Annotated in this window: 12 protein-coding genes; 4 read left to right on the top strand and 8 right to left on the bottom strand. The window is 66.2% G+C overall.

Translation table 11 applies throughout. The annotated features are described in order from the left end of the window. Positions 1–208 precede the first annotated feature (208 nt). Genes aepX through M3A49_RS04015 form a run of 3 tightly spaced genes read left to right on the top strand, consistent with a single transcriptional unit; the run spans position 209 to position 4,189 of the window. Positions 209–1,915, top strand: a complete 1,707-nt coding sequence (gene aepX / locus M3A49_RS04025; RefSeq protein ID WP_266227561.1) for a phosphoenolpyruvate mutase — start codon at positions 209–211, stop codon at positions 1,913–1,915. After that, positions 1,912–3,111, top strand: coding sequence for a phosphonopyruvate decarboxylase (gene aepY / locus M3A49_RS04020; RefSeq protein WP_266227560.1), 1,200 nt, complete (start codon positions 1,912–1,914; stop codon positions 3,109–3,111). Before aepX ends, aepY begins: the two co-directional genes overlap by 4 nt. Positions 3,112–3,121: 10 nt before the next feature. Beyond that, complete coding sequence (locus M3A49_RS04015; RefSeq protein ID WP_266227559.1) at positions 3,122–4,189, top strand: 2-aminoethylphosphonate aminotransferase; 1,068 nt, start codon at positions 3,122–3,124, stop codon at positions 4,187–4,189. Between the two features lie 72 nt (positions 4,190–4,261). Here the strand turns inward: M3A49_RS04015 and M3A49_RS04010 are convergent, their stop codons facing one another. The 3 genes from M3A49_RS04010 to M3A49_RS04000 are packed head-to-tail and all read right to left on the bottom strand — an operon-like array spanning position 4,262 to position 7,406. Beyond that, positions 4,262–5,719 carry a YfcC family protein gene (locus tag M3A49_RS04010; RefSeq protein ID WP_266227558.1) on the bottom strand — a complete coding sequence of 486 codons (1,458 nt, stop codon included), beginning with the start codon at positions 5,717–5,719 and terminating at the stop codon, positions 4,262–4,264. Between the two features lie 20 nt (positions 5,720–5,739). Further along, positions 5,740–6,510, bottom strand: coding sequence for an IclR family transcriptional regulator (locus M3A49_RS04005; RefSeq protein WP_254357100.1), 771 nt, complete (start codon positions 6,508–6,510; stop codon positions 5,740–5,742). A gap of 8 nt (positions 6,511–6,518) precedes the next feature. Beyond that, positions 6,519–7,406, bottom strand: coding sequence for an N-formylglutamate amidohydrolase (locus M3A49_RS04000; protein WP_309249195.1), 888 nt, complete (start codon positions 7,404–7,406; stop codon positions 6,519–6,521). A 445-nt stretch (positions 7,407–7,851) separates the two neighbouring features. On the opposite strand from M3A49_RS04000, the gene M3A49_RS03995 reads away from it, so the two are divergent. After that, positions 7,852–8,952, top strand: a complete 1,101-nt coding sequence (locus M3A49_RS03995; RefSeq protein ID WP_028202542.1) for a porin — start codon at positions 7,852–7,854, stop codon at positions 8,950–8,952. Positions 8,953–8,969: 17 nt separating this feature from the next. Here M3A49_RS03995 and M3A49_RS03990 read toward each other — a convergent pair whose 3' ends face one another. The 5 genes from M3A49_RS03990 to M3A49_RS03970 form a co-directional block, all read right to left on the bottom strand. Beyond that, on the bottom strand, positions 8,970–10,199 hold the full coding sequence (locus M3A49_RS03990; protein WP_266227557.1) for a PepSY-associated TM helix domain-containing protein: 1,230 nt from the start codon (positions 10,197–10,199) through the stop codon (positions 8,970–8,972). 263 nt (positions 10,200–10,462) lie between these two features. Next, positions 10,463–10,612, bottom strand: coding sequence for a hypothetical protein (locus tag M3A49_RS03985; protein ID WP_169739093.1), 150 nt, complete (start codon positions 10,610–10,612; stop codon positions 10,463–10,465). Between the two features lie 121 nt (positions 10,613–10,733). Next, complete coding sequence (locus M3A49_RS03980; protein WP_254357098.1) at positions 10,734–11,321, bottom strand: nucleotidyltransferase family protein; 588 nt, start codon at positions 11,319–11,321, stop codon at positions 10,734–10,736. A 161-nt stretch (positions 11,322–11,482) separates the two neighbouring features. Next, the gene (locus tag M3A49_RS03975) at positions 11,483–13,714 is read right to left on the bottom strand and encodes a xanthine dehydrogenase family protein molybdopterin-binding subunit (protein ID WP_266227556.1); all 2,232 of its coding nucleotides are present in this window, start codon (positions 13,712–13,714) and stop codon (positions 11,483–11,485) included. After that, complete coding sequence (locus M3A49_RS03970; RefSeq protein ID WP_266227555.1) at positions 13,711–14,724, bottom strand: FAD binding domain-containing protein; 1,014 nt, start codon at positions 14,722–14,724, stop codon at positions 13,711–13,713. Before M3A49_RS03970 ends, M3A49_RS03975 begins: the two co-directional genes overlap by 4 nt. Positions 14,725–14,730 lie beyond the last annotated feature (6 nt).

Genomic DNA, 14,730 nt, shown 5'->3' with positions numbered 1-14,730 from the left:
CAAATTTCACTGTAACTCCATGATTTGCCACTCTCTGCGGTGATCGACTGCGGATAGGAATCATTTCCGTTATAGTCGCGACTTTGCCCCCGGCCGGCCGGACTTCGAGGCCCGCGATGACGCCGGGATGAAGGACCTTTCCCAACGATGCGACGCACACGGCGCAGTTCCCGCTGCCGCCCTCATGACGTCCACTGGAGCAACAAGAATGAACGCACGCGAACCCGCCCTGGTCCCCGCCGCTATTGCCACATCGCGCAGCGCGCGGCTGCGCCAGATGCTGACCAGCAACGAACTCGAATTCCTGATGGAAGCGCACAACGGCCTTTCCGCACGCATTGCGCGCGAAGCGGGCTTCAAGGCGATCTGGGGCTCGGGCCTCTCGATCTCCGCGCAGTTCGGCGTGCGCGACAACAACGAGGCGAGCTGGACCCAGGTGGTCGACAACCTCGAATTCATGGCCGACGCGAGCGACCTGCCCATCCTGCTCGACGGCGACACCGGCTACGGCAACTTCAACAACGTGCGCCGTCTCGTGCGCAAGCTGGAGCAGCGCGGCATTGCGGGCGTGTGCATCGAAGACAAGCAGTTCCCGAAGACCAACAGCTTCATCAAGGGCGAGGCGCAGCCGCTCGCCGACATCGACGAGTTCTGCGGCAAGATCAAGGCCGGCAAGGACTCGCAGACTGACGAGCACTTCTCGATCGTCGCGCGCGTCGAGGCGCTGATCGCGGGCTGGGGCATGGACGAAGCGCTAAAGCGCGCCGAGGCGTACCGCCTGGCCGGCGCGGATGCGATCCTCATCCACAGCAAGCTCTCGAAGCCTGACGAGATACTCACGTTCGCGCGCGAGTGGGCGGGCCGCGGCCCGCTCGTGATCGTGCCGACCAAGTACTACAGCACCCCGACCGACGTGTTCCGCAAGGCGGGCATCAGCACGGTGATCTGGGCGAACCACCAGATCCGCGCGGCCGTTTCGGCCATGCAGTCTGTCACCAAAACGATTTACGACACGCAAACGCTCGTCGACGTCGAAGACCGCATTGCTACGGTTAACGAAATTTTCCGTCTGCAGGACGCCGACGAATACTCGCAAGCCGAGGACCGCTACCTTTCGGCTACGTCGCGCGGCGCAGGCTCGGCGATCGTGCTGGCCGCGAGCCGCGGCTCGGGTCTCGACGTCTACACCGAAGACAAGCCCAAGGTGATGCTGCCGGTTGCGGGCAAGCCGCTCCTGCGCTGGCTCGTCGATGCGTTCAAGAAGCAGTCGGTCAACGACATCACAGTGGTGGGCGGCTACAAGGCCGAAGCCATCGACACGGCGGGCATCAAGCTCGTGCGCAACGAGCGCTTCGCGCAGACGAACGAGCTCGCTTCGCTCGCGTGCGCGGTTCGCGCGCTCGAAAACGACACGGTGATCTCGTACGGCGACCTGGTGTTCCGCAGCTACATCCTGCGCGATCTCGTGGAAAGCGAAGCGGACTTCAGCGTGGTGGTGGATTCGTCGCCCGAGTCGGAGAACAGCAGCACGCGCGACTTCGCATGGTGCTCGGCCGCCGACGAGCGCGATCTGTTCGGCAACAAGGTGTCCCTCGACCGTGTGGCGAGCGATCCGGCCGCGAACGGCGCGGCCCCGCATGGCCGCTGGATTGGCCTCGTGAACGTGCGCGGCGCGGGGCGCGCGAAGCTCGCGAAGAAGCTCGCACAACTGCAAACGCGCGCCGACTTCGACACGCTCGACATGCCGGCGCTGCTCAACGCGCTGATCGCAGATGGCGAGAAAATCGAAGTGCAATACGTGCACGGCCACTGGCGCGGCGTGAACGACCTCGAAGACTTCCGCCGGGCAGGAGATTTCGCTCAGGGCGTCTATACGCACGCGCAAACGCCGCTGGGCGCGGAGGGCCAGGCATGATCGAAGCCGCACAGTTTGTCGAAGCGGCGCGCTCGCGCGGCTTCGAGTGGTATGCCGGCGTGCCGTGCTCGTACCTCACGCCCTTCATCAACTACGTGCTGCAGGACGACTCGCTGCACTACGTGAGCGCGGCCAACGAAGGCGACGCGGTCGCGGTCATCGCGGGCGTGGCGCTCGCGGGCAAGCGCGGCGTCACGATGATGCAGAATTCGGGCCTCGGCAACGCCGTGAGCCCGCTCACGTCGCTTACGTGGACGTTCCGCCTGCCGCAACTGCTGATCGTGACGTGGCGCGGCCAGCCAGGCGTGGCCGACGAGCCGCAGCACGCGCTGATGGGCCCGGTCACGCCGCAGATGCTGGAAACGATGGAAATTCCGTGGGAGACGTTCCCCACGGAAGCCGATCAGATTGCGGCGGCGCTCGATCGGGCCGTCAAGCACATGGACGAAACGGGCCGCCCGTACGCGCTCGTCATGCAGAAGGGCAGCGTGGCGCCATACGAACTCACGGGCGGCGGCGCGATGCCGGCAAAGCACGCGCTGAGCGTCGCGCAGGCCAAATGGAGCGGACGGACTCCTGATCAACTGCCCTCGCGCCAGCAGGCGCTCGAGCGCGTGATCGCCGCGACGCCTGCCGAGTCGACGGTGGTCGTCGCCTCGACGGGTTTCTGCGGCCGCGAACTCTACGCGCTCGACGACCGCTCGAACCAGCTCTACATGGTGGGCTCGATGGGCTGCGTCACGCCGTTCGCGCTCGGCATCGCGCTTGCGCGGCCCGACCTGAACGTGGTCGCGCTCGATGGCGACGGCGCGGCGCTCATGCGCATGGGCGTGTTCGCCACGCTCGGCGCCTATGGCCCCGCGAACCTCACACACGTGCTGCTCGACAACGGCGCGCACGATTCGACGGGTGGCCAGGCCACCGTGTCGGGGCAGGTGTCGTTCGCCAACGTGGCCGCCGCGTGCGGTTACGCCGACGCCGTGGAAGGCGACGATCTCGCCATGCTCGACAGCGTGCTCGCCGCCGCGCGCGAACGCGCGATGAGCGCTTCGGGTGTCGAAGGTACGCGCTTCGTACGCCTGACGATTCGCCGCGGCACGCCCGACGGCCTGCCGCGCCCTACGATCACGCCGCCCGATGTCAAGACGCGCCTCATGCGCCACATCGGCGCCGCTGTCGACACGTCAGCTAAATAAGGAACTACCGATGCTGCTGCTCAATCCCGGCCCGGTCACGCTCACCGAACGCGTGCGCCAGAGCCTCCTCCAGGAAGACCTGTGCCATCGCGAAAGCGAGTTCTTCGACGTGCAGGAAGAGGCGCGCACGCGCCTCGTGGGCGTCTACGATCTCGACCCCGCGCAATGGCAGGCCGTGCTCATGACGGGCTCCGGCACGGCTGCGGTCGAAAGCATGATCTCGACGCTCGTACCTGCGAACGGCAAGCTGCTGATCGTCGAGAACGGCGTGTATGGCGAGCGCATCACCGCGATCGCGAAGCAGTACGGCATCGCGCATGAGGTCGTCAAGCACGACTGGATGCAGGCGCCGGACCTCGCGCGCATCACGGCCGCGCTCGACGCCGACAAGTTGGTCACGCACGTCGCGATCATTCATCACGAAACGACCACGGGCCGCCTGAACGATCTGCGCGCACTGGGCGAGGCGTGTCGCGAGCGCGGCGTGCAGATGCTCGTGGACGGCGTGAGCAGCTTCGGTTCCGAAGCGATCGATTTCGGCGACGCGAGCATTGCGGCGGTGGCGGCGACGGCGAACAAGTGCCTGCACGGCGTGCCGGGCGCGGCCTTCGTGGTGGTGCGCCGCGCCACGCTCGCGCAAGCGCATAGCCGCGCGTACTATCTCGACCTCAAGCGTCTTGCCACGCTGCAGGATCAGCGCAATACGCCGTTCACGCCTTCCGTGCATGCGTATTACGCGCTCGTCGAGGCGCTGCGCGAACTCGCCGACGAAGGCGGCTGGCAGGCGCGTCACGCGCGCTATGCAGCGCTTTCCGGGCAGGTGCGCGCGGGGCTCGCCGCGCGCGGCATGGAGTGCGTGCTGCCGAAGGACGAATCGTCAGTGGTGCTGCGCGCTTTCCGCTTGCCCGCGGGCGTCGATTATCCGTTGCTGCATGACGGGCTCAAGGCGCGCGGCTTCGTGATCTATGCGGGGCAGGGCGGCTTGTCGGCGGAACTGTTCCGCATTTCGACGATGGGCGACATTCACGCCGCCGATGTCGAGCGCTTGCTGGCGGCGTTCGATGAAGTGACGCGTTAAGAGCGTATTTCGAATATTGCGAAAGCGATTGGCGGGCGGCTTCGGCCGCCCGTTTGCTTTTGCGGCCGGGCTTCAATATCCCGTGACCACCGCAAGCGCCAGTGTCGCCGATGAGAGCACGAGCAGCACGAAAAAGAGCGGCAGAATGAAGCGTATCCACTCGCCAAAGCCCACGCGCGCCGTGGCGAGATACGCGAGCAGCATGCCAGAGGTGGGCGTGACCATGTTCGTGAGGCCGCCGCCCAGCACGAATGCGAGCACCGAGGTCTGGCCGCTCACGCCAGAAAGCTGTGCGATAGGCCCGATGATCGGCATGCTCACCGCGGCTTTGCCCGACACCGAGGGAATGAACACGTCGAGCAGCATCTGCACGGCCATAAGTCCGTTGGCGACCCAGACGCTCGAGCGTCCGTGCGCGAGGCGCGTGAAGTAGTCGATCAGCGTGTCGAGCACGAAGCTGTTCTGGAGGATCAACTCGACGGATGCCGCAAGCCCGATCAGGAGACCCGCGAGCACCATGCCCTTCATGCCGTCGACGAAGGCCTCGGACGCGCTGCGCGAATCGAGCCGCCCCACGAGCGCTGTCACGATGCTGATCGCCACGTAGAACGCGGAAAGCTCGACGTTGCCCCACTTCAGTTCCCGCGTGCCGAACACGAGTGCGGCAGCCGCAACGGCGAGGATGACGAGCGTCGCCTTGTGGCGGCGCGAGAGCGGCGTGGGCGCATGCAGCGCCTCGACGGCGGCCTCGCGCCGGTAGCCGCTGCGACGCACATAGAGCAGCAGATACGCGACGCCGATCGTCAGAAACACCACGAACACGCCAAGCCGCAACGCCAGCCCGCTGAAGAGCGGCACGCCGACGATAGGCTGCGCCACCGCGAGCGAAAGCGGATTCGTGACCGAGGCGATGTAGCCTATCTTCGCCGCAATCGCGACGAGCGCCACCGCGAACAGATTCGAGAGGCCGAGCCGTTTCGCGAGCAGCATCACCATCGGAATGATGACCAGGTACTCCGAAATAAATCCGAGCAGCGTGCTGCCAAGCCCGATCAGGATCATGAGCAGCGGCGCGAGCACGTAGACGTTGCCGGCGGTAAGCTGGAGCAGGCGGTCGATGCCGGCGTCCACTACGCCCGTGCGCTTCATGACGCCGAACATGCCGCCCACGAACATCACCATGACGATGAGCGGCGCGTTCTTGATGAGCCCGTTCGGTATGGCGACGAACACCGAGACGAGGCTCGCGGGCGCCGCATGGTCGGGCGTGCTCTTCGTCACTGCCGGCGCGACGAGCGTGGCGAGATCGCCGCTTTTCGGCACCACATGGTAGGTGCCTGGAATCACGAGCTTGTCGTGGCGCTCGAAGCGGCCCGCGTCGACGAACCAGGTCATCGCCAAGGCGGCGGCGAGCACCCAGAGCATCATGACGACAGGGTGCAGCATCTTGCCGTGCGGCCTCGTTTCCTCTTTCGCGCCTTCTGCGGGCGGCGTGTCTTCACGCGGGGAGGAGGGCGGAGCGGTGATCATAAGGAATCCTCCATGCGCGCTCAGGCGGAAAGCGCCGCGGCGCGTGCGCCCGTATAGCCGAGTTCGGCGGAGATCGCCTCGGCGCAGGCCTGAAGGCGTTCGAGGTAGTCGGGAATCTCGGCGCGGCCAATGCGCATTTCCGGCCCCGAAATGGCGACGGCCGCCACCGTCGCGCCCGACATATCGCGCACCGGCGCGGAGATCGCCACTGCGCCGGCCGTCACTTCGCCGAGACTCACGGCGTAGCCCTTGCGCGCGATCGCATCGAGTTCCTCGACGAGTGCGATCAGGTCCGGCGCCTCGGGCATCTTCTTCATGCGCGCGAGATAGTCGGTGCGCACGGCACCGGGTGCGAACGCGAGCAACACCTTGCCCGAAGCGCCGTGATTGATCGAGCGGCGGTTGCCGACCGCGCCGACGGCGCGCATCTGGTGCGTGGTCTCGCAACGCGCGACGCAAACCGTCTCGAGGCCCTCGCGCACGCGCAGCACGATCGTCTCGTTGATGGCCTGGTTGAGCGCGAGCATGTGGCGCGAGGCCGAGCGCACGAGCGTGTTCTGCTGCGTGGCCGCCACGCCGAGCACGAAGGCTTGCGGGCCGAGCGCGTAGGTGGCGGTTTGCGCGTCCTGCACGACATAGCGGTGCAGTTCCAGCGTGCAAAGCATGCGATAGGTGCGCGATTTGTTGATGCCCAGTTGCGTGGACAACTCCGTTACGCCAAGGCCGGGATGCTCGGCCACATAGCTGAGCAGTTTGAGCGCGTTGTCGACGGCATCGACGATGTAGGTCATGGCTAAGCTCACTTTGCGTTGAGTTGCACACGCACCCAGTTGGCGAGGGCGTCGGCGAAGGCGTCGAGGTCGCGCTTGAGCGTGTCGAAACCCGCATGCTTCGCAAACGCGGCTTCGTCCATGTAGAGCGCGCGGTTCAGTTCGATCTGGATGCTGTGGCGGTTGCGTGCCGGATCGCTCACGGCGCGCAGCAGGTCGCCGCCCTGGTACGGCTCGTTGATCTGCACGCGATAGCCGGCGGCCGCAAAGTGGTCGGCGACCCATTGCGTGAACGCCGGATCCGATGTCGTGCCGCGCCGGTCGCTGATGACGAAATCGGGGCGCGCCTCGCCCGAGTCGACGTTCATTTCGTTGCCGCGCGATTTCATGGAGTGACAGTCCACATGCCACAGCGCGCCGTGCTGCGCGTAGGCCGCTTCGGCCGCCTGCGCGAGCGCCGCGCGATAGGGGCGGTAATACGCGTCGATGCGGTGCCGGACTTCATCGACGGAAAGCTTGCGCTCGTAGAGCGGCACGCCGGGCAGCGCGTAGCGGCGGATCAGGCCCATACCCCGCTGCGTGTACGGTTCGGGCGCGAGCGGCTCGGGCCAGGGCTCGGCGAGGAGTTCGGCGTCGATGTCGGTGATGGCGCGGTTCGGGTCGATATAGGCGCGCGGAAATCGTGCGCCGATCAGCACGCCGCCGCGTCCGGGGACGCCGCCCCACAGTTCGTCGACGAACGCGTCCCACGAGCTGAGGATCGCCTCGCGCGGCGCGACGGTGCCGAAGTCGTCCGGCAAGGTGATGCCGCTATGCGGGGAGTCAAACACGATCGGCAGGGGCGCGGCCTGTGCCGCAACGATGAAGCAGGGCGCGTGTTCGTTTGCGTGGGAGGAAGGTGGGTTGGTGTTCGTCATCGCTAGTCAGTTGCCTGTCGCATGTTTTAATGATTAAAACAGCGTTTCAATTTCAATAGACAGCGTAGCGCGCGATAAAAATTGGGCCGATTGGGGTTTCCCCTGGAATGGCTCGGTAAAAATGGCGAATTGAACCAGCGGTAAAGGATTGCAGCGTTTTTTACGGACGCCGCGACGCCCCACTCAGTGTCGCGGGTGTGGGACAGATTCTTGACGAGACGGAAAGCCGGCCCGAATAATAAATAATACGCTGTTTTAAACAATAAAACAAGCGGGCGATAAGACGAGCCGTCGCCAACGGGGAGCGCAAGCGGGCAGCCGTTGCTCTGCGCCGCGCAGCGAGGCCGTTTCATCAGGATTACAAAAGATAGATCGCACCTCGCGGCGCGCATCTGGAGATCAACGTCAATTCACGGCACATCGAATGCCAGAAGGAGAAAAACGCATGTTTCAAGCATCCCGGCGCAGCCTCGCACTCGTCATCGGCGGTCTCGGTCTCGCGGCCTCGCACGCTAACGCGCAGTCGAGCGTCACGCTTTACGGCATCGCCGACGGCGGCTTCACCTACACGAGCAACCAGGGCGGCAAGTCGAACTTTCAGGCGACGGCCGGCAGCGAGCAGGGCTCGCGCTGGGGCCTGCTCGGCAGCGAGGATCTGGGCGGCGGCAATCGCGCGATCTTCCGCCTCGAGAACGGCTTCAACCTGCAGACCGGCACCGCGAGCGCGAACGGCCGCATCTTCGGCCGCCAGGCGTGGGTGGGGCTCGCGAGCGACCGCTGGGGCTCGCTCACGTTCGGCCGCCAGTACAACGCGGCGCAGGACTCGCTCGAACCGCTGCAAATGGCCGTGGAGACTTCGCAGTACGGTACGCACCCGTTCGACACCGACGACCTGAACAACACGTTCCGCACCGACAACTCCGTCAAGTACGTCACGCCCAAATTCCACGGTCTGACGATCAACTCGATGTACGGTTTCAGCAACAACGCAGGCAACTTCGGGACGAACCGTTCATGGAGCGTGGGCGCGAGCTACGCGGGCGGCCCGCTGCAGTTCGGCGCAGCCTATGTGCAGCTCGATCATCCGGCTACGGACACGACCGGCGCGATTCCTTCGGACAACTACTTCACGTTCCTGAAGGGCATTACGCAGCAGCGCATCTGGGGTGCGGGCGGTGTTTACACCTTTGGTAATCTCGGCGTGGGCGCGATGTACACGAACGTCGCGTTCGAACTGACGCCGCAAAGCCAGTACCAGCACTATCAGAACGCGGAAGTCAGCCTGCGCTATGCGATCACGCCGTCCATCCATGCCGCGATCGGCGAAACCTGGACGGGCGTGAATGCGAACGGCCAGAAGGATAGCTGGCACTACTGGCAAACGACCAGCGCGCTGCAGTACTTCCTCTCGAAGCGCACGGACGTCTATCTCGACCTCATCTATCAGCGCGCGACGAATGCCGTGGCGCAGATCGAAGGGACCTCGGGCGCATCGAGCAACGGCAACCAGTTCCTCGCGGTGACGGGCATCCGCCACAAGTTCTGATCGGCTGACCCGGGTGGTCAGTTCGCGGCCCGCTCGCGCGTGCCGATCGTGCTGGCCGCCTTCGCTTGCTTCGCGGGCTTGCGCCGCGCGCGCGCCTTCTTGAGCCAGATGAGCACGCCGGTCACGCTGAGCATCGCGACGACAAGGCCGGTAAAGCTGATGGCGATGCGTCCCGGCAGCCCGGCGATGCGCCCCGAATGCAACGGAAACTGCGCTTGCATGAAGATGTCGCCTGCGCTGCCGTGGCCGGGAATCTGCCTGCCGAGCACCTGGCCCGTGCGCGCGTTGATGATGAGCCAGGCATTGCCGAGGCCCGCGTCGCCGTGATCGTTGCCCGCCTCGAAGTAGCCCACGCCATACACGCCGGAGGTGGGCAGCCCGAAGACTCCGCCGGGCGGCGCCATGATGCCTTCGCGACGGCCCATCCCGGCGGCTTCGGCCACGATGCGTTCGCGCGCAGCCGTTGCTTCGTCAGGCGTGAGCGCAGGGCCCGGCGCGACGATGCGGAACGGGTCCGGCGCGAGGGTCGAGAACACCGACGCCACGGGGCGCACGACCTGCGCGCCGAGGTTCATCGAAATCGATGTCACGGCCACGACGATCAGGAGTCCCCAAAGCCACACGCCGCCCGAACGGTGCAGATCGAACGTGAGCGCATAACCGCCGCGCTTCACGCGAAAGGCAAGCGACTTGCGCCAGCTTTTCAGGCTCGGGAATGCGAGCGCGATCGCGATGAAGCCGTCGAGCAGCCATACCATCCCGACCACGCCCATCGTCCATACGCCGAAGTCGATGCCCATCTTCGTCGGCATGAACAGCGTGTAGTGGAGCTGGTAGAGAAAGGGGATCAGGTTCTGGCGCGCAAGCGAAGCCTTGCCCCACATGCGGCGGCCTTGCTCCTCGCCTGTGACGGGATCGAGCGCGACCTGGTTGAAGTCGAGCGCATAGGGCGCCTGGCTTGCGGGGTTTAGGCGCGGCGCCACCTGCGCGATCCAGGTGTGGCCGGGCTCGACGGAAAGCGGCATGAAGGTCACGACCGCGTGCGGTTCCCCGGCCTCGAGGCGCTTCGCGAGTTCGAGCGCGGGCAGCGGTGTGCCCGGCGTCGCGCTACGGAAGAACGACGGGTTGAGCAACGCATCGAGTTCGTGGTCCCACGCGATCACCGCGCCGGTGAGTCCGGCGAGGAACAGGAAGGCTGCGGTGCCAAGACCGAACCAGCGGTGCAGGCGGACCAGCAGCGGTCTCATGCGAAACCTCGGGACGCCGGCCGGCGCGCGGGGGCGAACGCGATCACAATTGGGCTCACGGCAATCTTGAAAGTTACTGCAAATAGGAATCGTTTGCATTCTACGGATCGACCGTCGAAGGCGCAAGCTTTGCGAAAGGCGGGGATATGGGGTCGGAAGAAGCGCGGAGCGCGCAAGGATGACTGCGGCGCTTGCGAACCGTCGTCGCGGGCGCTGCTACGGCCGTGAGACGCGATGCCCGGCCGTGGAGACCGGGCGCGCCATCACACGGGGTCCTTGTCAGGCGGTCCCTCGGGCTGCTGCGGTTCGTCGTTGTGATGGCCCGGTGCCGGCGGGGCGAGCGGGTCGCGTTCGGGGTCCCGCGTCGGATCGGCGAGTGGATCGGGAAGCGGATTCGTGTGCGAGCAGATCATCGCGAGGTCCTCTTGCGCTAAAGCGTGTGGCCGTGTGGTGCGCGTCAGCTTATAGCGTAGGCGATCGATTGCATGCCTGGCACTCGCAATTGAACAATCGCAGCGCGCGAGTGCGCGCGAATCAGAGCCCGTTGAGGTCGGCCGGCGTGTCGACGTCGCGCAGAATGCCTGGGTCGTCGACTTCGATGCGCGTCAGCGGCTGTGTGCTCAGCAGGGCGCGTGCGCCCGCGTCGCCATCGAGCGCGACGAGCGCCGCGCGATGCGGGTAGCCGAAGCCCACCGGATGCCCGCGCTGCCCACGATAGAACGGCGCAACGAGCGATGCGCCGCCATCCAGCGCACGCGCCACGGCTTCGATCGATTCGACGGCAATGCATGGCATGTCGGCCAGCGCGACGATCCAGCTTTCCGCTTCATGATCGGTTTCCACGCCGGCAGCCAGGCTCGCGCCCATGCCGCGCGCGGCGTCGGGCGCGAACACCACGTCGCAGCCCGCATCGTTGAGCACATGCGCGAGTGTTTCCGCCCCGGGACGCACCACGGCGATCACCTTGGGTACGACGCGCAGCAGCCGTTGCGCGGACTCGCGCGCGACGCACGTACCTTCTGGAAGTGGAGCGAGGAGCTTGTTGCGCAGACCGTTGGGATCGAAGCGCGAACCGGTGCCGGCGGCGAGCAACACGCCGGTGGCGAACGAAGCATAGGCCATGGGTGTGGTACGCCCGCGAAGAGGGTGAGCAGTGATTGTGCGGCGCAAGCGCACGTGAGGCAAGCCCCGTGCGCGGCATTTGCCTGGCTTTCTCCTGCATTTACCGACCGCTCATGCACTATGCGGGTGCAGGACCTGCATGGCAGGCCGCACAGTGCCGATCATGCGAGTGAGTTCATCTGCGGAACGACCTTGTCGAGCGTGATCGGCAAATCGCGCACGCGCACGCCGGTGGCGTGATAAACAGCGTTCGCAATGGCCGCCGGGACGCCGGTAATACCGATCTCGCCGATGCCGCGCACGCCAAGCGGGTTGAAGCGCAGATCCGGTTCGCCGACGAACAGCACGTCCAGTTCGCCGATGTCCGCGTTCACGGGCACGTGGTATTCGGCGAGATTGTTGTTCGCAATGCGCCCCATGCGCGTGTCGAAGAGGCCCTCTTCGTGCAGGGCTGTGCCCACGCCCCACACCATGCCGCCCATCAACTGGCTGCGCGCCGTTTTTTCGTTGAGCACGCGTCCCACGTCGTACGCGCCGACGATGTGCGCCACCTGTACCGTTCCGGTATCGGCATCGACGTGCGCTTCGGCGAACACCGCGCCGAATGAGTGAAACGCATACTGCTGCTTTTCCGCGCCTGGCTTCGTCGCGACCTGCGCCTCGACCGGCTGGCCGCCCGCGCGGGCGATGACGGCGGCGGCCGGATCGCGGCGCGAGCTGTCGCTGCGGCTCACGACCCAGCCGTCCTGCACGGTCACGTCGTCGTCGGCGAGTCCGTAGACGGGTGAGCCGCGATCGGCGCGCGCGAGCGCAATGAGCTTGTCGCGCACGGCTGTGCATGCGGCCTGCACGGCGGGCGAGACACTCGCCGCCGACTGCGAGCCGCCCGAAACCGGTGCGATCGGCAAGGTCGAATCGCCCAGCGCAAAGCGGATGCGATTGGGCGGGAAGCCGAGCGCGTCGGCGGCCACCTGGGTCATCACCGTGTAGGTGCCGGTGCCGATGTCCTGAGTGCCCGACGCGACCATCGCGTTGCCGTCGGGCAGGATGCGCGCCACGGCGGCGGCTTCGCTGCGATTCGCGGGATAGGTCGCGCTCGCCATGCCAAGGCCGATGAGCGTGTTGCCGTTGCGCATGGCGCGCGGCGTGGCGATGCGCCGCGACCAGTTGAAGCGCTGCGCGCCCGCCTCATAACATTGGCGCAGCGCCTTCGAGGACCACGGCTTGCCGTCCTGCGGTTCGCTTTCTGCGTAGTTCTTCAGGCGCAGCGCAACCGGGTCCATTTTCAGTTGCCACGCCAGCTCGTCCATAGCCGATTCGAGCGCGAACGAGCCCGTGGTTTCACCGGGCGCGCGCGTGAAGGTCGGCGTGCCGACATTCAGGGGTACGACACGATGACTCGTGCTGCAATTGGGCACCGCGTACATCATGCGCGTAACGAGGCCGCACATCTCGAGCCAGTCTTCGAACGTGGACGTGTGGGCAAGCGTGTCGTGGCGCAGGCCCGTGAGTGTGCCGTCCGCGCGCGCGGCGAGCGCGAGATGCTGCTCCGTGTGCGGGCGCGAGCCGACCGGCCCGAACATCTGCGGCCGCGCGAGCGCGAGCCTCACCGGGCGTCCCGTCTGCTTCGCGGCCATCGCGCACAGGCTCACATGCGACCACGACGAACCCTTGCAGCCGAAGCCGCCGCCGAGGAACGGCGAAATTACGCGCACGTTGTCCGGCGCGATGCCGAAGACGGCCGCCACCGCGTCGCGCGCGCCGCTCACGCCCTGGGTGGCGTCGTAGAGCGTGAGGTCCGGGCCGTCCCAGTGCGCCATCGTCGCATGCGGTTCCATCGGGTTGTGGAACTGCGTGGGCGTGGTGTAGACGGCCTCGAAGCGCACCGCGCCTTCGTGTAGTCCAGCTTCGACGTTGCCGCGCGTCGATTCGACCGGGCGGCCCATCGGGCTTGGCGGCGCGTGCGCGTCGCCTTTCGCACGGTTGAAGTCGAGCGTGGCCGGTGTCGGCGCGTAGACGATGTTGACGTGGCGCGCGGCATCGGTGGCGTGTTCCAGCGTGTCGGCCACCACGACCGCAACCGGCTCGTTGCTGTAGCGCACGACGTTGTCCTGCAGCAGCGTGAGGTGTCGTCCCGCCGGCGGCTTGAGTGGCGAGCGCCCGCCGTTGGGCAGCCGCATCGCGCTCTGGTACGTCATGACGAGCAGCACGCCGGGCATGGACTGCGCGCGGCTCGTGTCGATCGAGGTGATGGTGCCGCTCGCAATCGTGCTGGTGACGAGCACGGCGTGGGCGAGTCGCGTCTCTGGGAAATCGCTCGCGTAGAGCGCGCCGCCCGTGACCTTGAGCATGCCGTCGATGCGATCCATCGGTTGTCCGGTCAACGTGCTCATGCGAAATCTCCGGTGTTGTTGCCTTGCGTGCCGGCGGCGAGCATCGTGGAGCGGACGATCGCGCGTTGCGCGAGCCCGAGCTTGAACGCATTGCCGCTCAGCGGCTTTGCCTGCGCGAGTTCCGCCGCAGCGGCCTCGCGTAACGTCGACTCGTTGAGCGTCTTGCCCGCGAGATGCTGCTCCGCCACGCTCGCGCGCCAGGGCCGATGCGCCACGCCGCCCAGCGCGATGCGCGCCGTGCGGATGCGGTGTCCGTCGAGTTGCAGCGCGCTCGCGACCGAGACGAGCGCGAAGGCATAGCTCGCGCGGTCGCGGATCTTGAGGTAGTGCGCATGCTCGCTGAACAACGCTGGCGGCAAGTCGACCGAGGTGATCAGTTCACCTGATTGAAGCGTCGTGTCGAGATCGGGCCGGTCGCCGGGCAGGCGATGAAACGACGCGAACGGAATCGTGCGCGCGCCGGCCGGACCGCTCACCTGCACGGTGGCGTCGAGCGACGCGAGGGCGACGCTCATATCGGACGGATTGACAGCCACGCATTGTGCGCTTGCGCCGAGGATCGCATGCATGCGGTTGAAGCCGCCAATCGCCGCACAGCCGCTGCCGGGCGCGCGCTTGTTGCATTGGGTGAACGCAGTGTCATAGAAATACGGGCAGCGCGTGCGTTGCATGAGATTGCCGCCCACGGTCGCCATGTTACGCAGTTGCGGCGAAGCGCCGGCGAGCAGCGCTTGCGAGAGCAACGGGTAACGCGTGCGCACAAGCGTGTGATTGGCCGCGTCGCTGTTGCGCACGAGCGCGCCGATGCGCAGGCCGCCGTTGGGCAGCGTTTGAACCTGGTCGAGCGCCTCGATGCGCGTAATATCGATGAGCGTCACCGGATGCGCGACGCCGCCTTTCATGAGATCGAGCAGATTCGTGCCGCCGCCGATGAACATCGCACCTGGACGCTGCGCGGCGGCAATTGCGCCGTTCACGTCGGCGGCGCGCTGGTACGAGATGGCATCCATTTCTGT

It is taken from the genome of Paraburkholderia sp. CNPSo 3076, from assembly GCF_026343935.1.
GTDB classification, from domain to species: domain Bacteria; phylum Pseudomonadota; class Gammaproteobacteria; order Burkholderiales; family Burkholderiaceae; genus Paraburkholderia; species Paraburkholderia nodosa.
This window is presented reverse-complemented; position numbering and strand designations above follow the sequence as displayed.